The organism is Corynebacterium lipophilum, from assembly GCF_024102595.1.
Classification (GTDB): domain Bacteria; phylum Actinomycetota; class Actinomycetes; order Mycobacteriales; family Mycobacteriaceae; genus Corynebacterium; species Corynebacterium pseudogenitalium.
This window is the reverse complement of record NZ_JAEUWV010000019.1, coordinates 1-22,788: the sequence shown is the minus strand read 5'-3', so window position 1 is coordinate 22,788 and position 22,788 is coordinate 1. Positions and strand designations below refer to the sequence as shown.

Genomic DNA, 22,788 nt, shown 5'->3' with positions numbered 1-22,788 from the left:
CCTGGCCGGAGGTTGTTCTATGGCATCTCACCGATGACAGCGAGGCTTTGAGTTGCTCGGGTCATCGCCACGTAGAGGTCTTGCCAACCTTGCGGAGAGGCGTCGATAATTTCTTGGGGTTCTATTAGTACTACATGGTCAAATTCGAGTCCCTTCATCGCATCGACATTTGACTTGTCGATGATCGCTGTCGTGCGCCCATCCTCGTATGTTGCGACAGTTTCTGGGGTGGTGCCGGAAGGCCAAAACTCGACGGGTTGCCCAGTGCTTCGAATACTCTCAGGGACCGCTGCCTCTGAGTCGATCGCGTGAAGAACTTTCGCGGCGTACTCCATAATCTCCGACGGAGTCCGGTAGTTCACACTCAAGGTATGCGTGCGGAAACGCGAGCCAACGAACGGTTCCAGCGTTGCTGACCAGTCGTCTGAACCCGCAGGCGAAGAAGTCTGCGCGGTGTCTCCAACTAATGTCATCCACTTTGATGGGCAGCGCCGAAACACCATCCGCCATTCCATCGGTGAGAGCTCTTGTGCCTCATCCACGATCACATGCCCATAGGCCCATGTGCGATCTGCGCGTGCGCGCTCTGCGGTCGAACGGATATCGGTGCTCGCCTGGCGCTGCGCGAGCGTTTCCGCATCAATGACGTCTGATGCAGAAAGGATCTCAGCCTCGAACTGGTCGTCATCGTTGTCAGTGGACTCGGATGAAGCCAAGACGTCCAACGCGTCCTCTGCCTCGGCCACCTGCTGTTGCCACGCATCGTCAACGGAGTCACGAATACCCTCCGCTGGGCTACTACCAATAAGAATCGAGAGCTCGTCGAGTAACGCAGCATCCGACGGGGCCGTTGCCGCACCAGGCTCCCGAAAGAGGGCATCTTGTGTGTAGTCGTCGTAGTCATACGCGACAGCTGCGATTGCGTCGCGGTCTTCAAGCAGATTGCGTAGTACTCCTGCAGGCGACAGAGTGGGGAAGTGGGCGTCAATAAACTCTCGGACCTGGGATTCTTCAGCCAGGTCATCGTGGAGCTGATCGACGTCCGCAGCAGATAACAGATTCTCACCGCCTAGAGGGTCCGCACCAATGGTGTTGGCAAGTGCTTGCGCAAGAAGTTCGCAAAGATGTTCCGCAAACACGGCTCGTGCTTCATTATGAGGACGACGTGACCGTCGTGCTTTGGTTCTGGCTGCCTTAACCATGGCCGGCGTCGCAGCGACGGGAACGTTCTCAATTGAAAGGGTTACCGCGCGCTCCGGGACCGTCTCATATGACTGCACAGCCCGCTTGAGAATCGTGACCATCTCAATCGAGCCTTTGACTTCCCGTGCAGCAAGCGACTCGCTACCTTCCGGGGTAAAACCGGGGATTAAGTCTGAGATGGTGGAAAGCACTACGCCGGTCTCGCCGAGCTCCGGAAGAACTCGCGAGATGTAGTCCAAAAAGACGGTATTGGGGCCAAGAACCAAGACGCCGGTCTTCGCCAGCTGCGCTCGCCAAGTATAGAGCAGATACGCAACACGATGAAGAGCGACTGCAGTCTTGCCAGTACCTGGACCACCCTCGACAACCATCACTCCACGCGTAGCGTCACGAATGACGGCATCCTGTTCACGCTGGATTGTCTCAACGATGGATTGCATGTGCGCAGTGCGTGGCCGATTCATGGCGCGTCGCAGCGCAGCCTCGGATCCGACACCCGAGGCTTCAACGCCCGTACCTGTGCCGGAGAGGACCTCGTCGTCAATAGCTTCCACCGTGCGGCCCCTCATACGGATGTTTCGCCGGGTTTGCACGCCTGAAGGGTGCGCCGTCGTTGCGAGGTAAAACGACCGTGCCATGGGTGCACGCCAATCGATGAGGAGCGTCCGGTACTTGTCTTCGGGGGCGTCGATGCCCATCCGGCCTATATAGCGTCGGTCAAGATTGTCGCTGTTAGGGACTAGATTCTCCGGTGACTCGTCCTCCACATCAATTCGGCCAAAAACTAAGCCAACTTCTGCCAGGTTGAGTGCATCGAGTTTTGCATTCAGCCCATGATATTCGGTTTCGCGCCGGACGAGCGCATCAGAATCTGGGTTGTCAGGGTCGACATCTCGTTGCACCGCTTCCAGTTTGGCTTGGGCTTTCGATACTTCATCGTCAAGACGAGAAAATAGACCGTCGACGTAGTGCTGTTCGCGAGCAACCTCTTGCTCTGACACGGTGAACATAATCTCCTTCAAAGTAAAAGCCACCCCGCAACCACAACTATGCGGCCACGGGGTGTACTACAGAAAGTCAGATTAGCTGAGCTTCTTCTGAACCTTCTTTACCAGCTTGTTCGCGCGCTTTTCGGCCTTCTTAGCCTTACGCTTCCACTTCCACTGCTTGCACTTTGACGGCGCAACATCCAAGTTGTCGAAGGCATCCTGCAGGGAGTCAACCGCGCTCTGGGCACGGTCCTGCAGCTTCGCGGTGCTCTTCTTTACCTTGCGCTTTGCCTTGAACTGGTCCAACTTGCTTGGCTCGAGGCTCTCCAGCTTGTCCTGGAGATCCCCAACAACGCTGTTGACCTTGCGCTTTGCCTTGAACTGCTGGAGTTTGCTTGGCTTCAAGTCCTTGTAGGTGTCTTTAGCGCTATCGGAAACATCCTCCATCCAGTCACCCGCATCAGAAAGGAACGAGGAGGTTTGCTTGCGCGCATCCTGCCAGAAGCCCTCAGCTGCGTCAGATGCCTGGTCCGCAAACTTAGAGGCCTGCTTCTTCCAGTCATCCTTGTTGTTATCGACGTAGTCGACCACTTGATCTGCAGTATCGGACAGCCAGTTACTTGCTTTACCCAGAGCCTTTTCGGTCTCAGACTGGGTAGGCAGTGCCTGCTGTACGTTCTTCTTCGCGGTGCGGGCAGCCTGCTGGGCGCGCCACTGCAGCCCTGGCTTGCCAGCAGTGTCCACAGTCGCGAGGAGCACACCACCGGCGAGAGCGACATCGGTCAGCGCGCCAGTCTGACGACGCTGCTTCTCATTCGCCTCGTCAGCCTCCCAGAAGGCATTACGGCCGATAATCGAGGGGATTGCAGTCGCAGCGAGCAGTGCAGCGGAAGTGCGTGGCAGCTTGCCAATGGCGAAGAGGCTGCCTGCACCTGCTTTAATGCCACCAACGACCTGAGCGGCCGTCTTCGGGTCGCTCGGGATCAGACCACGGTACTCGCTCGGAACGGCACCGCGGACCTTATCTAAAAGCGCCTTCGTGCTTTCTTTATTGGCATTTGGGTCACGCAGCGTCTGAACACCGTCAACGATGTAGACGGACGCGAGCATTGGCCTTGCGAGTTTTCGAATCATAAATGCATTCCTCTTTTCTTTTCGCAACGTACCGGTCGCTGTATATACGTTCTATGTGACGTCCGACATTCGGATTACGCTTTTACCAGCGACGGTTCCACCAAACATCTAAATCTGGACGCTCTGCACCAAGCGTAGTGGATTTACCATGGCCCGGCCACACAATTGTCTCATCCGGGTATGCGTCGAAGAGTTTTTCTTTGACATCGCGGAAGAGTCGCACGAAGTCGCCTTCGGAATTTGTTTTCCCAAGCCCACCAGGGAAAAGGGAATCACCGACAAAGAGGTTAGGCACCCCCTTGAGGTCGGCGCGCACGGCTGCGCCACCTGGGGTATGTCCACGCAGAATTACCACTGGGAGCTCGTGGCCTGCGAACGAAATCGAGTCGCCGTCGTGGAGTTCGCGGTCGACAGGAGCAGGCAGGGCAGGTACCTCGAGGAACGGTGCCCAGTGTGTAGCGCCCGTTGCTTCCAGGACTGTAGCCAATGCGCGCACGTGGTCGTGGTGGCGATGCGTCGTTAATACATCCGTGATCTTGACTCCGGCCTGTTCGGCCATGGCGAGGATAGCCGGCGCGTCGTCAGCGGCGTCGATTAGCAGGCCCTGGTCATCTGCGCAGAGGAGATAGCAGTTGTTGTCCATCGAGCTGACGGAAACTTGGTGCAGTGTTATTTGGGGCAGTGGAGTTGATCCTGAATTCATGGTGCCTACCCTAGTCAATTCTTTCTTCGCCAGAACAGTGATTACCGAAGTGGTATACGCTGGTATGTTCGGAACAAAATGAACCGATCTTCTGGAAGAGGTATCTAGGTGGCTGACCGTCTTGTTGTACGTGGAGCAAGAGAACACAACCTGAAGGGCGTCGATGTGTCTCTGCCGAGGGACAAGATGGCCGTATTTACAGGCCTGTCTGGATCGGGTAAGTCCTCGCTGGCATTCGATACGATCTTTGCGGAGGGACAGCGTCGATACGTTGAGTCTCTTTCGTCGTATGCTCGGATGTTCTTAGGACAGATGGATAAGCCCGATGTCGATTACATTGACGGACTATCGCCCGCGGTATCAATCGACCAAAAATCGACGAACCGTAACCCCCGTTCGACTGTAGGTACCATCACCGAAATCTACGATTACCTTCGCCTGCTCTATTCGCGGGCTGGCACTCCTCATTGTCCAGAGTGCGACGCTGTGATTGAACGGCAGACGCCGCAACAAATTGTGGACCGCGTGCTGGGGATGGAGGAGCGCCTCAAGTTCCAAGTCCTTGCCCCGGTAGTACGAAAGCGTAAAGGCGAGTTCGTTGACTTGTTTAAGGATCTCGCCGCTCAGGGTTACTCTCGAGTGAGCGTGGACGGCGAGTTGTACCAGCTCAGCGATCCACCGAAGCTTGAGAAGCAGGTCAAACACACGATTTCGGTGGTAGTGGACCGCCTTCAAGTGAAGCAAAGCCAAAAGCAGCGTCTCACCGACTCAGTGGAGACAGCACTCAAACTTGCCGACGGCCTCGTTGGCTTCGAATTCGTTGACTTCGATGAGGGCAACCCTGATCGGATCCAGATCTTCTCTGAAAAGATGGCGTGCCCGAACGGGCACAAACTTAACGTTGAGGAGTACGAGCCGCGCGCGTTCTCGTTTAACTCACCGTTTGGTGCCTGTCCAACGTGTGATGGTCTCGGGACGCAGAAGAAGATTGACGAAGAACTCGTTATTCCAGATCCAGACGCACCAGCAATTGATGCTTTCCAGCCATGGAACTCCAGCCCGAACAAGCGATACTTCGTCAAGTTGATTGAAGCGTTAGCAAAAGAGGAGGGCTTTGATGCTCACGCTCCGTTCAGCTCGCTGACGAAAACGCAGCAGAAGCATTTGGTAAATGGTTCCAAAACCAAGATCAGCGTGCGGTACAAGAACCGCTACGGCAGGCAGCGGTCATTCAGCGCAGCTTATGAAGGCGTCATTGGGTACCTGGAGCGTAAGCTCGAGCAGGCCGAAAGCGATACCCAGAAAGACCGACTGCTTGCTTATACGCGAGAGGTACCGTGTCCTTCGTGCAAGGGCGCTAGGTTGAAGCCCGAGATTCTCGCCGTTCGCCTCGACTCAACAACGCATGGTGAACGCTCCATCGCCGGGCTTACGGAACTGAGCATTGAGGATGCGTCCGAATACCTTGATAATTTGGTACTTGGTTACCGTGAGGAAATGATCGCGGGTGCGGTACTTCGAGAGATCCAAGCTCGGCTGCACTTTCTCTTGGACGTAGGACTGAGTTACCTCTCGCTCGCTCGGTCAGCCGGCACCCTGTCGGGCGGTGAAGCGCAGCGCATCCGTCTGGCCACGCAAATTGGGTCTGGCCTTGCCGGTGTACTGTACGTGCTTGATGAGCCGTCAATCGGTTTGCATCAACGGGATAACCAGAGGCTGATTAAGACTCTGAAGAAACTTCGCGACCTTGGGAACACGCTGGTTGTGGTTGAACACGATGAGGAAACGATCCGTGAGGCTGATTGGTTGGTAGACATCGGGCCGCTCGCCGGAGAATACGGCGGGGAAGTGGTCTACCAGGGAGAACCCGACGGTATCCGTGAAGTAGAGAACTCCATTACCGGAGACTACCTTGCGGGCAGGAAAAAGATTGAGGCCCCGGATCAGCGTCGACCGGTAGACGCAGACCGCAAGCTGAGAGTTGAGGGCGCGCGAGAGAACAACCTCAAGAACGTATCAGTGGATATTCCACTGGGAGTGTTGGTAGCTGTTACTGGGGTATCTGGGTCTGGCAAGTCTACGCTGGTAAACCAGATTCTGGCTAAGACTCTCCAGAATGAGCTCAATGGAGCTCGACAAGTCCCGGGACGGGTAAAGAAAGTCAGTGGCCTTGACCATCTCGATAAACTTGTCCAAGTCGACCAGAGTCCCATCGGACGTACACCACGATCAAACCCCGCGACATATACAGGGGTGTTTGACAAGATCCGCAACCTATTCGCGGAAACACAAGAGTCAAAGGTTCGCGGCTACAAGGCTGGCCGATTCTCGTTCAATGTCAAAGGCGGGCGCTGTGAAGCGTGCCGTGGTGATGGCACTATCAAGATTGAGATGAACTTCCTACCGGATGTATACGTCCCGTGTGAGGTGTGCCAGGGAGCACGATACAACCGTGAAACCCTCGAAGTGCGCTATAAGGGTAAGAACATTGCCGAAGTTCTCGATATGCCGATTTCTGAAGCAGCTGAGTTCTTCGAGCCAATTCAGTCAATCCATCGATACCTCAACACGCTTGTAGACGTCGGCCTGGGCTATGTACGTCTTGGGCAGGCTGCGACAACGCTATCCGGTGGTGAGGCACAGCGGGTGAAGCTCGCGGCAGAATTGCAGAAGCGAACTAACGGCCGAACAATTTACATCCTCGACGAGCCCACTACGGGGCTGCACTTCGAAGACATTCGTAAGCTCATGCTTGTGCTGAATGGCCTGGTGGAAAAGGGCAACACTGTGTTGGTGATCGAACACAACCTGGACGTTATCAAGTCGGCGGACTGGGTGATTGACATGGGGCCTGAGGGGGGATCAGGCGGTGGAACGGTGGTCGCGCAGGGAACGCCAGAAGACGTAGCACGTAATGGCAAGTCTCATACAGGTGCTTTCTTGAAGGAGATATTGCAATAGATCCAGCTTGAATGCATGATTTGCTTGAATAAACTTCATGTATTAAAGTTCTCACCACTACCGCCCAGAGCATTCTTTACAAAGGTGCCTGGGCCACAAGTGGAGTGAATCCCACCCCATGCCGGTCGATAGTGATCAGGATACGGGTCAAGGTAGCCAAAGCATTTTTTGGTTGCCTACGGAAAGCTCCCGCGTTATTAGTAATAGCGCGGGTTTTGTGTTTTTGCGCAGAATCACTGGTGGTCTGGTAGCGATCACACATTGGTTTCTATGTTTTAGGAGTTCTCATCAGCGCTGAAGCTCGGATTAACGATCGTATCCGCGTCCCGGAAGTCCGCTTGGTCGGCCCGTCCGGCGAGCAGGTAGGGATCGTCCGTACCGACGATGCTCGGAAACTGGCTTACGAGGCCGATCTTGACCTCGTCGAAGTTGCGCCAAAGGCGAAGCCGCCCGTGGCGAAGATCATGGACTACGGCAAATACAAGTATGAGCAGGATCAGAAGGCTCGCGAGGCCCGCAAGAACCAGCAGCAGACCGTAGTGAAGGAACAGAAGTTCCGTCCTAAGATCGATGAGCACGACTACCAGACGAAGAAAAACAATGTGGAGCGCTTCCTAGAGAAGGGCAACAAGGTCAAAGTCACCATCATGTTCCGTGGCCGCGAGCAATCGCGCCCAGAACTCGGCTACCGCCTCCTCGAGCGTCTTGCAGACGACATTCAAGAGGTTGGTGTCGTGGAGTCCCGTCCGAAGCAGGACGGGCGAAACATGACGATGGTATTCGGACCTGCTCGCAAGGGCAAAAAGTAGATCAAGTTTTCAACTCTGAAGGGCTTTCAACATGAAGCAGAAGACCCACAAGGGCACCGCAAAGCGCATCAAGGTTAACGGCAAGGGCAAGCTGCGTCGTGAGCAGGCTGGTAAGCGCCACCTGAACGAGAAGCTGTCTTCGAAGCGTCGTCGCAAGCTCTCGGGTACCACCGACGTAGCTAAGAACGACGTGAAGCGCATGAAGCGCCTCCTCGGCATGTCCTAAGCACTGCCCAAGTTAAAACAACCGGTGAACGAAAGAAAAGGAAGTATTGACTCATGGCACGTGTCAAGCGTTCAGTTAATGCCAAGAAGAAGCGTCGCGCGATTCTGAAGTCCGCAAAGGGCTACCGTGGCCAGCGCTCCCGCCTGTACCGTAAGGCAAAAGAACAGTGGCTGCACTCCCAGACCTACGCCTACCGCGATCGTCGTAAGCGCAAGGGTGAGTTCCGTAAGCTGTGGATCCAGCGTATCAACGCCGCGGCCCGTATGAACGACATCACTTACAACCGTCTCATTCACGGCTTGAAGCTCGCAGAGGTCGAGGTTGACCGCAAGATCCTCGCGGAGCTCGCAGTGAACGACTTTGCAGCCTTCTCCGCTATCTGCGAGATCGCTAAGAAGGCCTTGCCAGCTGACGTAAATGCGCCAGTTGATGCAGCATAAGTTGCCTAGAACGTTGAACTAGGACGGAGCCCGTCGGCAAGCGTGAACGCTTGGCGGCGGGTTTTTACATTCAGGAGTAGGAAATTTCGTGGCCCTTGACTTTTCACAGCCCTTCACCGAACGAACCCCGCGAGTCGTGAATGCAGCGAAGCTGCTCCGCGCAAAGGGACGCAAGAAAGCAAACCGCTTTCTGGTGGAAGGGGTGAACAGCGTCGAGGCTGCCGTAGCTACGGGCGCGGCTACTGACCTCTTCGTGACAGAACATGCTTCACAAGCCTTTGCTGACGTTGTGACTACCGCAGAATATATGGATGTATATGTTCATGCCATTACAGACATCGCAGCGAAGCACTTGAGCGACACTGTAAACACCACTGGTATTTTTGCTGTTTGCAAGCCAGTGTTGTGGTCAGTCGGGGCAGCTCTTCGCGGCAAGCCTTCTTTTGTTGTGGTCGGGATTGATACTAACGATCCGGGTAACGCAGGCACCATGATTCGCATTGCTGACGTGTGCGGGGCGGACGCTGTCATATTTGCCGGCGACTGCGTCGATCCTGAGTCGGGCAAGGCTGTGCGGGCCTCAGCAGGTTCGTTGTTTCACTTACCTGTGGCACGCGAGCGCAATACCCAGGACGTCCTTGGCCAGTTAAAAGCAGCAGGGCTTCAGACAGTAGCGACGACTATTGACGGCGAGGTATCCCTTGAGAAAACAAGTGATCTGCTTTCTGCCCCGATTGCTTGGCTGTTCGGAAATGAAGCACACGGATTGCCAACAGCTATTGCAGATCGTGCTGATGTACGGGTATCAATCCCGATTCAGGGATCTGCAGAGTCGCTGAACCTTGCAACAGCGTCAGCAATGTGTCTTTGGGAAACTGCCAAAGCAAAGATGGCGCAACAAGAGCTTTAGTTATATGTGTCGTGTCTGAAGCGACAGGTATGCTTAGTTTCGTTTTAACGGCTTTACAACCTTTACTACAAAGCGTAATCGGAAGGACCGAGTGTGTCGGAAAATAGTGGAATCGAATTGTCAGAAGAGAAACTCAATGCGGCAGCAGAAGCTGCAATTTCGGATTTTGAAGCAGCTGCAGACCTGCAGGCGTTAGAAGAGGCTCACAAGCAGCACTTGGGCGACCAAGCCTACATCCCTCAGGCTCGGCGTGCACTCGGTTCGTTGCCAAAGCAAGACCGTAAAGACGCTGGTAGGGCAGTGAATGTGGCCCGAGGCCGTGTAGAGAAGGCGTATGCCAAACTTCACGCGGTGCGTGAAGCCGAGTACCGCGAGGCTCAATTGAAAGCAGAGGCTGTCGACGTAACTCTACCGACACGTCGTTCTCAGCTGGGCGCGATGCACCCCATCACAACGTTGAGTGAGCAGATCGCAGATATCTTTATCGGCATGGGGTGGGAGATCGCCGAGGGGCCAGAAATCGAAGCCGAATACTTTAATTTTGATGCACTGAACTTCATTCCGGATCACCCGGCGAGGACGCTGCAGGACACCTTTTACGTTGGTAAACCTGGTTCCCGCCAGGTGATGCGCACGCATACTTCGCCTGTCCAGGTTCGAACGATGCTTGACCGTGATGTGCCTGTGTACATTGCTTGCCCTGGCAGGGTATTCCGCACCGATGAACTTGACGCAACGCACACCCCAGTTTTCCACCAGATTGAGGGTCTTGCCGTCGATAAAGGCCTGACTATGGCTCATTTGCGTGGCACACTCGACCACCTTGCGAAGACGCTGTTCGGGCCAGAGACGAAGACGCGTATGCGTACCAATTACTTCCCCTTCACCGAGCCATCTGCTGAAGTAGACGTTTGGTTCCCAAATAAAAAGGGTGGTGCTGGCTGGATCGAGTGGGGTGGCTGCGGCATGGTGAACCCGAACGTGCTTCGCGCAGTAGGCATTGATCCGGATGAGTACTCAGGCTTTGCGTTCGGGATGGGCCTTGAACGAACTCTCCAGTTCCGTAACGGCTTGTCAGACATGCGTGACATGGTCGAAGGAGATATCCGTTTCACCGTCCCATTTGGTGTGCAGGCTTAAAGGAGTTAATGACATGCTGATTTCAAAAAATTTCCTCACCACCCTTCTGCAACAGGCGGGCAATACTGGTTGGTCTGTCACTGACGAAGAGATGGACGCAGGCTTCGTTCGCGTCGGTTTTGAGACTGAAGGCTACGCCCCGATTGAAAAAACCGAGGGCCCCCTAGTGCTCGGCAAGGTCCTTGAAATTGAAGAGCTCACCGAGTTCAAGAAGCCGATTCGTTACTGCCAGGTTGACGTGGGACAGGCGAATGGCACGGGTGAGCCGCAGGGCATTATTTGCGGTGCACGTAACTTTACTGTTGGCGACACGGTAGTTGTCGCGCTTCCGGGGTGCGTTCTTCCGGGTAATTTCGCTATTTCTGCGAGAAAGACTTACGGGCATATCTCTAACGGGATGATGGCGTCAGCGGCGGAGCTCGGTCTGACCGCGAAGAGTGCTGGCATCATTACTCTTAGCGATGAAATCGGCGCCCCTGGCACTGATGCGCGGGAAGTTCTGGATCTCGACGACACTATCTTCGAAGTGAACGTCACTCCGGATCGTGGTTACGCTTTGTCGGCGCGTGGCCTAATGCGAGAGCTTGCGTCGGCATTCGACATCGCTTTTGTCGACCCAGCTCAGCAGCCTGACATCGCCGGCATCGATATTTCTGCAGTTCCTGCGCCAGCAGGTTCCCTTCTCGACGTCACCGTAGAGCCGGACACCGCTACGAAGCGCTTCGGGCTGCGAAAGGTGGAAGGCATCGACCCCGAAGCGGCGTCGCCGTTTTGGATGCAGCGCGAGCTCATGCTCAGCGGCATCCGTCCAGTGAACGGCGCAACCGATGTTACGAACTTCGTAATGTTGCTGCTCGGTCAGCCGATGCACGCCTTTGACGCAGATACAATCTCTGGCGCGCTTCGCATCCATAATGCGGAAGAGGGCACTGAATTCGAAACACTGGATCATACAATGCGAACCCTTCGCGCTTCCGATGTAGTCATTTCTGATGACTCTGGAATTCAGTCTCTGGCTGGTGTCATGGGTGGCACGACCTCAGAAATTTCGGAAACCACGAAGAATGTTTACTTCGAAGCAGCAACTTGGGATGAACTTACGGTTGCGCGTACTGCTCGTCACCACAAACTGAGCTCAGAAGCCTCCCGTCGATTTGAGCGTGGAGTCGATCCGGCACTGGTGGAGGTAGCGTTGGATGTAGCTTGTGAGCTGCTGACGAGCTTTGCCGGGGGCAAGGTTGCAGCAGGTCGTACGTTGGTGGGTGAGGTGCATCAGCGAACTGAGATCTCTATGGCGAAAACGTTCTCTTCGGCATTGATCGGCGTCAAGTACTCTGAAGAGACCATTTCTCAGCGGCTACATGAAGTCGGGTGCGGCGTTGAAGAAAGTGGTGGCAATTTCATTGTGACGCCACCTTCCTGGCGGAATGACCTTACGGTCCCAGTAGAGCTTGTAGAAGAGATTGTTCGGCTCGAAGGGCTTGACGCTATTCCATCGATTCTTCCGACGCCGAAGGGGGGACGTGGCCTGACTGCAACGCAAAAGCGTCGTCGTGCAGTGACGCATGCTCTTGCGTACTCAGGTTACGCAGAGATTATTCCTACACCGTTTATGGCCACGGGTCTTTTCGACGCCTGGGGCCTGAGCAAGGACGATGCCCGCCGCGCAACCGTGTCGGTTCAGAATCCTCTGGATAGCGACTATGCCGTACTCGCTACGACACTCTTGCCCGCAATGCTCGAGGCAGTAGCGAAAAATGCGGCCCGCGGTCAGCATGACGTGTCGATTTACTCAGTTGCACAGGTAGCTATCGGCGGGGAAGCTGAAACACCAATGCCAAGCGTTGATCACCGCCCGGACGAAGAGACCCTGGCAGCAGTGGTGAACTCATTGCCGAAGCAGCCGCTGCATGTTGCAACTGTTGGCGTCGGAGATGCCGAAGTTGAGGGGCCTTGGGGCGATTCGCGAATGTACTCGTGGGCTGATGCTGTTGAATCTGCGCAGATAGTTGCGCGGACAGCCGGAATAGAGCTCGAGGTCCGGGCAGCAGACTACCTACCATGGCATCCGGGACGCTGCGCAGAGCTGCTGGTCGACGGTCAAGTTGCTGGTCACGCAGGTGAACTGCACCCGCAGATTCTGGAAGAATGTGGCTTACCTGCACGAGTTTGCGCAATGGAGATGGACCTTTCGGCATTGCCACAGAGTGCTCACCTGCCCGCTCCGAAGCTGTCTGCGTACCCGGCGGTTCACCAGGACCTTGCATTGGTCGTGGACGACTCGACACCGGCCGAAAGCGTGCGAAAGACCGTAGCAGAACACGCCGGGCCGTTATTGGAAAATGTAACGCTGTTTGACGTCTATCGTTCTGAGTCCCTCGGCGAAGGCAAGAAGTCGCTCGCATTTGGACTCCTGTTCCGTGCGGATGACCGAACGCTCACTGAAGACGAAGCATCGGAAGGGCGTTTGGCTGCGGCTGAGGCAGCGAAACAGGAATTTAATGCCACGATGAGGGCGTAGGTTACTTGCTGCTGACAGGCAGGACATCGCAGTAAGCGGCGTCCTGCCTGCTGTCGTTTTAGGAATGCATGTATCTGGAATCGGCACGAGCTTGCCATTTGTCTGGCAGGATGGGACTCCGTAGCCACAAGCGTCTACACCCGTGAAGGAGCCATAAAACTATGCCGCAACAGACCATTCTCACCCCTAAGGGATTTGCGGCTGCAGGTCTTCACGCGGGAATACACGAACGCAAGGGAAATGATCTGGCGCTTATTGTCAATCAGGGACCTGCTTGGAACGCAGCAGCGGTGTTTCCAGATAGTCGGGTCTGCGCCTCGTCTGTTCGAGCTACGCGCGAAGTTATGCGCTCGTATGCTGTAAACGCAGTTGTTTTAACAACAGGCAACGCTAATGCCTTCAACGGCTCAACGGGGGATGCGGACACTCGTGAGATTCAGAAGCGCGTATCCCAAGAGATTGGAGTCCCAGAAGACCGGGTCGCAGTCTGCGCGAAGGGACAGTTCGCAGTGCCTTTGCCAATGGAGCGTGTGAAAACTGGGTTAGCCAAACTCGCCACGGATCTGGGAGATACCCCTGCGCACGCTGAATCGGCTGCGGCCGCAATAGCGTCAACCCAAGGAACGATCAATCAAGCAGGCGTGAGCTGTGGAGCTTGGAGTGTCGGGGGCATTTCCCAGGGGGCTGGAAATTCACAGGAAACACTAGACACAGTACTGGGGTGCCTCACCACAGATGCGCTTGTACCGGCCTTTTCACTCGAAAAGGCATTGCGACGGGCTATGGAAACTACGTTTAATACGCTTGATCGATCTACAGCCCCGCTAACGAACGATACGGTGTTGTTGCTCGCATCTGGTGCGAGCCAGGTCACCCCCAACCAAACTCAGTTGGATGAGGCAGTGCTTGCGGTTTGCGAGGCATTGGTGGAGCAGCTTTTGGTCAACCAGGGAAGCGCGACCAAGAAATTAACGCTTGCCGTAGCTGGCGCTGCAAATGATGAAGAGGCACGCATCGCAGCACAAGCCGTAGCATGTGACGGACGTTTTCGAGAGTCGCTACTCAGTGGTGCTCCGGACTGGCCACGCGCACTCGCGATTGCGGGGAAGACAAAAGTGTGCCTAGATGCTGAGGCACTGGAGATCAACGTCAATGGAACACAGCTCTGCCAGGGAATCACTCCGCTCTTGACAAGCCGGGTGCTTGACTACGACGAACACGTGACTATTACGCTGGATCTAGGAACTCGTGGCGTCGGTACAGCAACAGTGCGGACGCTTTTGGAGCCTATGTAAGGGGAAAGTGGGCGTCGAAAAGCGAACGTCCAGGAGGCTTTGAAAATACAATAGGGGAGACGTCCGCATATTTTGCAGCAATCATAACGCAGAAATAGGAAGTAAACAGCATGGTGAACTCAGTTCGGCACTTTTTCGCAGACGATGACTTGACGCCAGAGGAACAAGCGCAAGTGCTCACGCTTGCCGCAGAGATGAAAAAGAACCCTTATGCGCACCGACCTCTCGAAGGGCCGAAGTCTGTTGCGGTACTTTTCGACAAGACCTCCACGCGCACGCGGTTCTCCTTCGATACAGGGATTGCACAGCTGGGTGGGCACGCGATTGTTGTCGAAACTCAGAATGCACAAATGGGCAAGGGTGAGTCCTACCAAGATACGGCGGCGGTGCTTTCGCGATACGTCGAAGCAATCGTTTGGAGGACGTATGCCCACGACAATTTGCTCCAGATGGCGGAGACATCACAGGTTCCGATTGTTAACGCGCTTTCCGATGACCTGCACCCGTGCCAAATTCTTGCGGATCTGCAAACAATCGTCGAAACCTTTTGTCCTGAGCAGGGGCCGGCGGGACTCCACGGCCTGAAAGCTGTGTATTTGGGAGATGGCGCTAACAATATGGCCAACTCCTACATGATTGGGTTCGCAACTGCGGGGGTAGACATCGCGATCATCGCGCCTCCGGAGTTTCATCCGGAGCAGCGGTTTGTGGACCGTGCGCGCGATCGTGCAAGCCAGACAGGTGCGACAGTTACGGTTACCAGCGATGTTGCTGCGGTAGCTGGAGCAGACGTGGTTATCACGGATACTTGGGTGTCAATGGGCATGGAGGGAGATGGAAAAGATCGACGCACTCCGTTCTTGCCATACCAAGTAAATAGTGGAATTATGCAAATGGCCGGTAATAATGCGATATTTCTTCACTGCCTACCGGCGTATCGTGAAAACGAAGTGACCGCAGAAGTAATCGATGGGCCGCAGTCGCGAGTCTTCGATGAAGCTGAAAATCGTCTTCACGCCCAAAAGGCGTTGTTGACCTGGTTGTTGGAGCACCAATAATGACCCAAACTGTCTCAAGAACTGCGCGACAAGCTCGGATTCTGGAGATACTTGTGAGCACGCGAGTGTCTTCTCAGATCCAGCTTTCCGAGCTTTTGCAAGACGAGGGTATCGAGATTACGCAGGCAACCCTGTCCCGTGATCTTGATGAGCTGGGAGCAAAGAAAGTGCGGCCAAGCGACGGAAGCCGTGCATATTACACGGTGAACTCCGATGCCGAGGCTTTTGATGCCTTGCATACAGGCCCACGTGAGAAACTTCGTCGAATGATCGAGGAACTCGTCGTCTCTGTTGACCATTCTGCGAATATGGCTGTACTGCGAACTCCACCTGGAGCTGCACAATATCTGGCTAGCTATATAGACAGAGTCGGTTTGGAGCAGGTAGTAGGCTGTATCGCTGGTGACGATACGATTTTTGTTCTCGCCCGAGATCCGCTTAAGGGCGGTGACCTAGCCCAGCAGGTATTTGGACGCAATACAAAGGCGTAAGTGACGCCGAAGCAAGCACAAACCCCGCGCTAGGTATACTATGTACCGCAGTGCAGAATATGATCTAGAAACACAAGGAGCTTTGATCCATGACTAACCGTGTTGTACTCGCATACTCAGGCGGGCTCGATACCTCTGTTGCGATTTCCTACCTCGGCGAAATGCTTAATGGCGAAGTCATTGCAGTAGCACTCGACCTTGGCCAGGGCGGCGAAGATATGGAGTCCGTACGTCAGCGCGCATTAGATTGCGGTGCTGTGGAATCCATCGTTATCGATGCGAAAGATGAATTTGCTGAGGACTACTGCCTGCCAACCATCAAGGCGAACGGTATGTACATGGGTGAGTACCCGTTGGTGTCAGCAATTTCCCGCCCGTTGATCGTAAAGCACCTTGTGAAGGCCGCACAGGAGCACGGTGGCACTCACGTATCACACGGTTGCACCGGTAAAGGCAATGACCAGGTTCGTTTTGAGGTTGGATTCCTGAACCAGGACCCAGATCTGGAAATTGTTGCGCCTGCTCGCGATTTTGCGTGGACACGCGATAAGGCGATTGCGTACGCAGAAGGAAAGGACCTGCCAATTGAGCAGTCGGCAGCTTCGCCATTCTCGATTGACCAAAACGTTTGGGGGCGCGCGGTAGAGACAGGCTTTTTGGAGGACCTCTGGAACGCGCCGACGAAGGATCTATACGCTTACACGGAAAGCCCTTCGATGGGCAATGCGCCTGACGAGGTCATTATCTCGTTCGAGGGAGGCAAGCCGGTTGCAATCGACGGCCGCCCGGTAACGATGTTGGAAGCAATCGAAGAGATGAACCGTCGCGCTGGTGCGCAGGGCATCGGTCGTCTGGATATGGTCGAAGACCGCTTGGTTGGCATTAAGTCCCGTGAGATTTACGAAGCGCCAGGTGCGGTCGCTCTGATTACGGCGCACAAGGCGCTCGAGGACGTTACGATTGAGCGCGAGCTAGCTCGCTACAAGCGACTTATCGACGCGCGCTGGTCGGAGGAAGTGTACGACGGTCTTTGGTTCGGTCCGCTCAAGCGCTCTCTTGATGCGTTCATTGAGTCGACACAAGAGCACGTCACTGGGGACATCCGCATGGAAATGCATGCAGGTAAGGCAGTGGTCAACGGCCGCCGTTCCAACCACTCCCTGTACGACTTCAACCTCGCGACGTACGACACAGGCGACACTTTCGACCAGACCTACGCTAAGGGCTTCGTCCGTTTGCATGGTTTGTCATCGCAGATCGCGAACAAGCGCGATCGCGAAGCGAAATAGCAGGGAGCTTTGGAAGTTATGCAGCAGCATAAGACGAATGAAGGCGCGCTGTGGGGCGGTCGGTTTTCTGGCGGCCCTTCTGAGGCGATGTTCGCGCTGAGCGTATCGACGCACTTCGATTGGGTGCTTGCGCCTTATGATGTATTGGCATCGAAAGCTCACGCAAAAGTCTTGCACCGTGCAGGACTTCTTTCGGACGAAGACCTGAAGACCATGCTCGAGGGGCTTGAGCAACTCGGCGCAGACGTTGCAAGTGGTGCGTTTGTTCCCGAACCGACGGACGAAGATGTTCACGGCGCAATGGAGCGCGGCCTGATCGACCGAGTAGGTCCTGAGGTAGGAGGGCGCCTGCGTGCAGGGCGCTCGCGGAATGACCAGGTGGCAACGATGTTCCGGATGTGGGTTCGTGATGCCCTGCGCGGTGTTGCTCTGCACATTACGGATCTCATCGATGCTCTCGTTGCACAGGCGGCTGCACATCCCGATATCATCATGCCGGGTAAGACCCACTTCCAGGCTGCGCAGCCTATTTTGCTCGCACACTCGTTGCTCGCTCACGCACACCCGCTGTTGCGTGACTTGGAGCGGATTCAGGATGCGGACAAGCGGTTGGCTGTGTCGCCGTACGGCTCTGGCGCTTTGGCGGGTTCTTCGTTGCACCTAGACCCGGAGGCGATTGCGGAAGAACTTGGCTTCTATGAAGCAACCGACAACTCACTGGACGGCACAGCTTCGCGTGATTTCGCAGCCGAAGCGGCCTACGTTCTAGCCCAGATTGCAGTGGATGTGTCCCGCTTTGCGGAAGAGATTATCGCCTGGTCGACGCCAGAGTTCGGTTACGTCACGTTGGACGACGCATGGTCGACTGGTTCTTCGATCATGCCGCAAAAAAAGAACCCAGACGTTGCGGAGCTTGCCCGAGGCAAGTCAGGTAGGTTAATCGGCAACCTTACCGGATTGATGGCCACTCTTAAGGCGCAGCCTCTCGCGTATAACCGCGATTTGCAAGAAGACAAGGAGCCGGTAATCGATTCCGTAAACCAGCTCAACATTCTTCTGCCAGCGTTTACCGGGTTGGTCTCGACTCTCAAGTTCCATGGTGATCGAATGCGTGAGATTGCACCTGCGGGATTCACGCTTGCTACCGATTTGGCAGAGTGGATGGTTCGCCAGGGCGTGCCATTCCGAGAGGCGCACGAAGCTTCCGGAGCATGCGTGCGCATCGCGGAGTCCCGAGGCGTCAACCTTATTGACTTGACAGATGAGGAGCTCGCGAGCGTAGACCCTCGACTTAACGCAGGAGTCCGTGACGTGCTCACGATTGAGGGTGCTGTGAGCTCGCGCGATACACGCGGCGGAACCGCCGGTCCACGGGTAGAAGAACAGCGTGTACGCGTAGCGGAGGCAAATAGTAAGTATCGAGCGTGGGCAGAGAAGCCTGTGCGGGGTTAACATCGGTACCGCATTTGCGACGCCCACCTTTCGGTGGGCGTTTCAACTTTTTGTAGTGGTGGCGTCGATAAGTGACTAACAAGGGTGAGGTAAGCTCAACTGCATGAGTCTTGATCCCAAACTTCTCGACGTACTGGTGTGCCCGCAAGACAAAGGGCCGCTTGAGTATAAGGAAGACGAACAGTTGCTGGTGAATGAACGCATTGGTGTCGCGTATCGGATCGACGATGGTATTCCGGTCCTGCTAATCGATGAAGCAGTTCCCTATACAAACACCCACAAGTAACAACGCTGGGAAGACGACTCTCTGAAAGGAATTTCATGACTAACGCAAACATTATCGACGAACTCGAGTGGCGTGGCCTGATCAATCAGCACACGGATCTGGAGGCGTTGCGTGAAGAAACGCAGAAGCCTATCACGTTGTACTGTGGCTTCGACCCGACAGGCCCTTCACTACATGCCGGTCACCTGGTGCCGCTGCTGATGCTGCGTAGGTTCCAACTCGCCGGACACCGGCCAATTGTGCTAGCAGGTGGTGCTACCGGCAAGATAGGCGACCCGCGTGACGTGGGCGAGCGCACGATGAATTCCGATGACACTGTGGCAGATTGGGCCGAACGAATTGGAGATCAGCTGTCAAAGTTCGTCGATTTTGACGGTGAGAACGGTGCGCTGCTGCTGAATAATAATGATTGGATTAAGGACTGGAAGGTCATCGAGTTCCTTCGGGACGTCGGCAAGCATTTTTCGCTCTCCACAATGCTGAGTCGTGATACCGTCAAGCGTCGCCTGGAAAACGACGGAATTTCTTTTACCGAGTTCTCGTACATGCTGTTGCAGGCACATGACTTTGTACAGTTGCGTCGTACGCACAACTGTGTGCTGCAGGTTGGTGGTGGCGACCAGTGGGGCAACCTGGTGGCTGGTGTTGATCTGAACCGACGCATGGATTCGGAGCGCGTGCATGCGCTGACTGTTCCGCTTGTGACGGACTCCGAGGGCAAGAAGTTTGGCAAGTCCACGGGTGGTGGTTCGTTGTGGCTTGATCCAGAAATGACCAGCCCGTACACCTGGTACCAGTACTTTGTGAATGCTGCGGACGCCGATGTGATCCGGTACCTGCGGTGGTTCACTTTTCTCGATAAGGAAGAGCTGGATGCTCTTGCCGTCGAGGTCGAAGAGCGACCATTTAAGCGAGAGGCACAGAAGCGGTTGGCGCAAGAGATGACAGATCTCGTCCATGGCCGCGAAGCTCGTGAGGCGGTTGAGTTAGCGTCCCAGGCGCTATTCGGTAAAGCAGATCTGACTGATCTCGATGAGCGTACCTTGGCCAGCGCTGTTGCCGAGACGAATGTGTTCGAGGTCGCGGCTGGAGCTGAAGTCAGCATCGTGGACATGCTGGTCGGCTCCGGCTTGGCCGACTCGAAGGGTGCTGCCCGTAGATCGCTGAAGGAAGGCGGCATTTACGCCAACAACGAGCGTGTAGTAGATGAGAACTGGGTTCCATCCGTGGATGATTTTCTGCATGGAACCTGGCTCGTGCTGCGTCGTGGTAAGAAGACATTCGCAGGCGTGAAGCGCAGCTAGGCGCAGGTGACAGCATCTGAAAGCAACGCGGTGGTAGAGCAGAAGCCTATGCCACCGCGTTAAGTCTTTCCATGATGGTTGCTGCGATGCCCTCGGGAGTGTCATCGATATCCACAGCGAAACCCAGCTCGTCCGGTTGGAGCGATTCAAGCGTATCTAGCTGGGAATCCAACATTGAAGCAGGCATGAAGTGATCCGTACGGTGGCTCAGTCGTTTCAGCAGTAGCTCACGCGGCCCGTCTAGGTGCACAAATATAAGGGGTACGTCGGCTAGTCGGAGCTTGTCGCGATAAATGCGTTTCAGCGCTGAACATGTAACGACGGTTCGCTTTCCAGCACTGTCTTGCTTTTGAAGCCAGTTCGAGAGTTTCTCAAGCCACGGCCAGCGGTCCTCGTCGGTGAGAGGTTGGCCCTTACTCATCTTTTCGACGTTTTCCGCCGGATGAAACTCATCAGCCTCGACGAGTTCAAAGCCGGATCTCTGCGCAAGAATCTCGGCGATGGTGGTCTTTCCGCTTCCGCACACGCCCATAAGGATGAGGTGCGCCGGGGGTAGCTTCTCTGCTTCATGCATGTTCTTCCCTCCTTGATGCTTCACGAGTGGGGGTAGCTAAAGAAAGCGTCGCCCTGACATTGATGCAGTGCACGATCGCCCACTGAAGTATGTGTATTCTAACGCTATAGCCAGTTTTCCGTATTGACGCCCCGTAGATCGGTGCGTCGATACGGCCTTGAAGCCTCGCTTGAGAAGAGACAGGATAGCTCATGGAAACTTGGGAACAGACGTTGTCGGCCGGCCCCTTAATGGGGATCGCTGCGGTCGGCATTGCCCTCATTCTTTTGCTCATTATTCAGTTTAGGGTCCATGCGTTCGTCACGCTGATCCTCGTGTCTGTCTTGACCGCTATCGCGGCCGGCATTCCAACAGGAGAACTGTATGACGTTGTGATGGGCGGCTTCCGATCCACACTTGGCGACGTCGGTATTCTTGTCGGTTTGGGCGCGATGCTTGGCAAACTTATTGAGTACTCCGGTGGCGCTAGAGTCCTCGCCAACACGATGATCGATAGGTTCGGCGAGCGGCGAGCGCCGATGGCGCTTGGTGTGGCCTCGCTCTTGCTTGGCTTCCCAATGTTTTTCGACGCCGGCCTCGTTGTCATGCTGCCGATCATTTTCGCAGTTGCCGCTCGTATCGGTGGACCAATCTTGCTCTACGCAATTCCGACGGTTGCTGCATTCTCTGTCATGCACGTCTTCGTGCCTCCGCATCCAGGACCAGTCGCTGCTTCGACATTCTTCGACACAAACCTTGGTCTGCTGATCGTTTTTGGCTTGATTGTTGCAGTTCCAACGTTTTATGTTTCGGGCCTTTTGTGGGGTAAGTATTGCGCAAAGAAGTTCCCGTTTACGTCAGTAGCAAACGCCGTTTTCAACTCGGACGACAGCGATATTAAGTCATTGCCGAAAACAGGCACTGTCATTACGATTCTGCTGCTCCCGATGCTGTTGATATTCCTGAACACGGGTGTCGACTTTGCGACGAAATCTGGCGCAATTACAGGTGACGAAACCTGGGCGCAGGCGTTCACATTCCTTGGAAAGTCCGGTATTGCGCTGTTGATTTCGGTTCTCGTCGCGCTTCCAGTGCTCGGGACCTCACGTGGGGTGAAGGGTTCGGCGCTGGAAAAACTCGTCGATTCGGCGTTAGGGCCAATTGCATCCGTTGTGTTCATTACTGGTGCCGGTGGCATGTACGGCGGAGTTCTTCGTGCGTCTGGTATCGGCGATGCCATCGCGGATCTCATGCAAGGACTAGGAATTCCAGTCATCCTCGCTGTGTACTTGGTAGCGGTGATCATGCGCGTTGCGCAGGGATCTGCAACTGTAGCGCTGACAACCACGGCCGGATTGATGGCTCCAGCAGTACTGGCTGGCGGCTACTCGGAAATTCAGATCGTCGCAATTACATTGGCGTGTGCGGCCGGTTCGGTTTGCTGCTCTCTAGTGAACGACTCCGGCTTCTGGCTTGTGGGCCGTCTTTTTGGGATGGACGTCAAGACCACACTGAAAACTTGGACGCTGCAGCAGACCATAGAATCCGTGGCGGCATTCCTAATCACGCTTCTGATCTTTGTCCTTTTCTAACTCCTCGAGAAGGCGTTAGGGGAACGCAATCTGATCCGTTAGCGCCTTCTCAATAAACTACTTCTACCAGCCAATTTGTGTTGTTGTTGGTGTGTGTGTAACTTTATGTGAGTCAGCGAGACCGACAACGCCCCGCCAGACAGACTCCTTAGAGGGTTGGATGGTGAGATGGCGGTTAGGAAAACTACCGCTGGCCGACATAATGAAATAGGTTCTGTGATACGGCGCGTGTTTGCGTTGTTGAGAATGTTTTGTTAGTGTCAATCTTCGTCGCTTTGAATGCGCCACTGTGTTTTGTGGTGTGTTTGGGTGTGCGGTTGTTGTTTGAGAACTCGATAGTGTGCCAATGTACTTTTTATTTTTTGATTGCATTGACTTTTGGTTGCGTGCTGTGTGCCATGTTTGTGGTGTGTGCCGGCGGTGATGCTTGAA

At 55.0% G+C, this 22,788-nt stretch carries 19 protein-coding genes; 15 read left to right on the top strand and 4 right to left on the bottom strand.

The window, feature by feature from the left end; translation table 11 throughout:
* Nucleotides 1-17: 17 nt before the first annotated feature.
* From JMN37_RS09845 to JMN37_RS09835, 3 genes are all read right to left on the bottom strand, one after another.
* Nucleotides 18-2,213, bottom strand: a complete 2,196-nt coding sequence (locus JMN37_RS09845; protein WP_071573919.1) for a HelD family protein — start codon at nt 2,211-2,213, stop codon at nt 18-20.
* Nucleotides 2,214-2,285: 72 nt separating this feature from the next.
* Nucleotides 2,286-3,326, bottom strand: a complete 1,041-nt coding sequence (locus JMN37_RS09840) for a DoxX family membrane protein (RefSeq protein ID WP_252932003.1) — start codon at nt 3,324-3,326, stop codon at nt 2,286-2,288.
* A gap of 82 nt (nt 3,327-3,408) precedes the next feature.
* Nucleotides 3,409-4,029 carry an MBL fold metallo-hydrolase gene (locus JMN37_RS09835; protein ID WP_071573917.1) on the bottom strand — a complete coding sequence of 207 codons (621 nt, stop codon included), beginning with the start codon at nt 4,027-4,029 and terminating at the stop codon, nt 3,409-3,411.
* Between the two features lie 108 nt (nt 4,030-4,137).
* Here JMN37_RS09835 and uvrA point away from each other — a divergent pair, with 108 nt between their 5' ends.
* The 14 genes from uvrA to tyrS all read left to right on the top strand — a co-directional run bounded on the left by uvrA (nt 4,138) and on the right by tyrS (nt 20,211).
* Nucleotides 4,138-6,990, top strand: coding sequence for an excinuclease ABC subunit UvrA (uvrA, locus tag JMN37_RS09830; RefSeq protein ID WP_252932002.1), 2,853 nt, complete (start codon nt 4,138-4,140; stop codon nt 6,988-6,990).
* Between the two features lie 260 nt (nt 6,991-7,250).
* Complete coding sequence (gene infC / locus JMN37_RS09825; RefSeq protein WP_083290943.1) at nt 7,251-7,799, top strand: translation initiation factor IF-3; 549 nt, start codon at nt 7,251-7,253, stop codon at nt 7,797-7,799.
* Nucleotides 7,800-7,830: 31 nt separating this feature from the next.
* Entirely contained in the window at nt 7,831-8,025 is a 195-nt protein-coding gene (gene rpmI, locus JMN37_RS09820; RefSeq protein ID WP_070362525.1) for a 50S ribosomal protein L35, read from the top strand.
* Nucleotides 8,026-8,078: 53 nt separating this feature from the next.
* Nucleotides 8,079-8,465, top strand: coding sequence for a 50S ribosomal protein L20 (rplT, locus tag JMN37_RS09815; RefSeq protein ID WP_070362524.1), 387 nt, complete (start codon nt 8,079-8,081; stop codon nt 8,463-8,465).
* An 88-nt stretch (nt 8,466-8,553) separates the two neighbouring features.
* Nucleotides 8,554-9,375 carry a TrmH family RNA methyltransferase gene (locus JMN37_RS09810; protein ID WP_070362523.1) on the top strand — a complete coding sequence of 274 codons (822 nt, stop codon included), beginning with the start codon at nt 8,554-8,556 and terminating at the stop codon, nt 9,373-9,375.
* A gap of 111 nt (nt 9,376-9,486) precedes the next feature.
* Entirely contained in the window at nt 9,487-10,515 is a 1,029-nt protein-coding gene (pheS, locus tag JMN37_RS09805; protein WP_369822297.1) for a phenylalanine--tRNA ligase subunit alpha, read from the top strand.
* A 13-nt stretch (nt 10,516-10,528) separates the two neighbouring features.
* Complete coding sequence (gene pheT / locus JMN37_RS09800) at nt 10,529-13,036, top strand: phenylalanine--tRNA ligase subunit beta (RefSeq protein ID WP_252932000.1); 2,508 nt, start codon at nt 10,529-10,531, stop codon at nt 13,034-13,036.
* A 161-nt stretch (nt 13,037-13,197) separates the two neighbouring features.
* Entirely contained in the window at nt 13,198-14,331 is a 1,134-nt protein-coding gene (locus tag JMN37_RS09795) for a bifunctional ornithine acetyltransferase/N-acetylglutamate synthase (RefSeq protein ID WP_071573913.1), read from the top strand.
* Nucleotides 14,332-14,441: 110 nt separating this feature from the next.
* Complete coding sequence (gene argF / locus JMN37_RS09790) at nt 14,442-15,389, top strand: ornithine carbamoyltransferase (protein WP_070362519.1); 948 nt, start codon at nt 14,442-14,444, stop codon at nt 15,387-15,389.
* Nucleotides 15,389-15,880 carry an arginine repressor gene (locus tag JMN37_RS09785; protein WP_071573912.1) on the top strand — a complete coding sequence of 164 codons (492 nt, stop codon included), beginning with the start codon at nt 15,389-15,391 and terminating at the stop codon, nt 15,878-15,880. The genes argF and JMN37_RS09785 overlap by 1 nt, the downstream gene beginning before the upstream one ends.
* 89 nt (nt 15,881-15,969) lie before the next feature.
* Nucleotides 15,970-17,169 (top strand): argininosuccinate synthase, encoded by a 1,200-nt coding sequence (locus JMN37_RS09780; protein WP_070479104.1) that lies wholly within the window; start codon nt 15,970-15,972, stop codon nt 17,167-17,169.
* A gap of 18 nt (nt 17,170-17,187) precedes the next feature.
* Nucleotides 17,188-18,621: an argininosuccinate lyase gene (gene argH / locus JMN37_RS09775; protein WP_071573911.1), complete on the top strand. Its 1,434-nt coding sequence runs from the start codon at nt 17,188-17,190 to the stop codon at nt 18,619-18,621.
* Nucleotides 18,622-18,724: 103 nt separating this feature from the next.
* Nucleotides 18,725-18,907: a Trm112 family protein gene (locus tag JMN37_RS09770; RefSeq protein WP_070362515.1), complete on the top strand. Its 183-nt coding sequence runs from the start codon at nt 18,725-18,727 to the stop codon at nt 18,905-18,907.
* A gap of 35 nt (nt 18,908-18,942) precedes the next feature.
* The gene (gene tyrS, locus JMN37_RS09765; RefSeq protein ID WP_071573910.1) at nt 18,943-20,211 is read left to right on the top strand and encodes a tyrosine--tRNA ligase; all 1,269 of its coding nucleotides are present in this window, start codon (nt 18,943-18,945) and stop codon (nt 20,209-20,211) included.
* Between the two features lie 46 nt (nt 20,212-20,257).
* Here the strand turns inward: tyrS and JMN37_RS09760 are convergent, their stop codons facing one another.
* Entirely contained in the window at nt 20,258-20,785 is a 528-nt protein-coding gene (locus JMN37_RS09760) for a gluconokinase (RefSeq protein WP_071573909.1), read from the bottom strand.
* Between the two features lie 191 nt (nt 20,786-20,976).
* On the opposite strand from JMN37_RS09760, the gene JMN37_RS09755 reads away from it, so the two are divergent.
* Complete coding sequence (locus tag JMN37_RS09755; protein WP_070976441.1) at nt 20,977-22,356, top strand: GntP family permease; 1,380 nt, start codon at nt 20,977-20,979, stop codon at nt 22,354-22,356.
* Nucleotides 22,357-22,788 lie beyond the last annotated feature (432 nt).

Coding starts and splice junctions, on each gene's coding strand:
- JMN37_RS09760 (WP_071573909.1), bottom strand. CDS start 20,785: ATGCATGAAGCAGAGAAGCTACCCCCGGCGCACCTCATCCTTATGGGC.
- JMN37_RS09770 (WP_070362515.1), top strand. CDS start 18,725: ATGAGTCTTGATCCCAAACTTCTCGACGTACTGGTGTGCCCGCAAGAC.
- pheT (WP_252932000.1), top strand. CDS start 10,529: ATGCTGATTTCAAAAAATTTCCTCACCACCCTTCTGCAACAGGCGGGC.
- argH (WP_071573911.1), top strand. CDS start 17,188: ATGCAGCAGCATAAGACGAATGAAGGCGCGCTGTGGGGCGGTCGGTTT.
- rpmI (WP_070362525.1), top strand. CDS start 7,831: ATGAAGCAGAAGACCCACAAGGGCACCGCAAAGCGCATCAAGGTTAAC.
- JMN37_RS09840 (WP_252932003.1), bottom strand. CDS start 3,326: ATGATTCGAAAACTCGCAAGGCCAATGCTCGCGTCCGTCTACATCGTT.
- JMN37_RS09785 (WP_071573912.1), top strand. CDS start 15,389: ATGACCCAAACTGTCTCAAGAACTGCGCGACAAGCTCGGATTCTGGAG.
- JMN37_RS09845 (WP_071573919.1), bottom strand. CDS start 2,213: ATGTTCACCGTGTCAGAGCAAGAGGTTGCTCGCGAACAGCACTACGTC.
- JMN37_RS09795 (WP_071573913.1), top strand. CDS start 13,198: ATGCCGCAACAGACCATTCTCACCCCTAAGGGATTTGCGGCTGCAGGT.
- JMN37_RS09835 (WP_071573917.1), bottom strand. CDS start 4,029: ATGAATTCAGGATCAACTCCACTGCCCCAAATAACACTGCACCAAGTT.
- rplT (WP_070362524.1), top strand. CDS start 8,079: ATGGCACGTGTCAAGCGTTCAGTTAATGCCAAGAAGAAGCGTCGCGCG.
- tyrS (WP_071573910.1), top strand. CDS start 18,943: ATGACTAACGCAAACATTATCGACGAACTCGAGTGGCGTGGCCTGATC.
- argF (WP_070362519.1), top strand. CDS start 14,442: ATGGTGAACTCAGTTCGGCACTTTTTCGCAGACGATGACTTGACGCCA.
- JMN37_RS09780 (WP_070479104.1), top strand. CDS start 15,970: ATGACTAACCGTGTTGTACTCGCATACTCAGGCGGGCTCGATACCTCT.
- JMN37_RS09755 (WP_070976441.1), top strand. CDS start 20,977: ATGGAAACTTGGGAACAGACGTTGTCGGCCGGCCCCTTAATGGGGATC.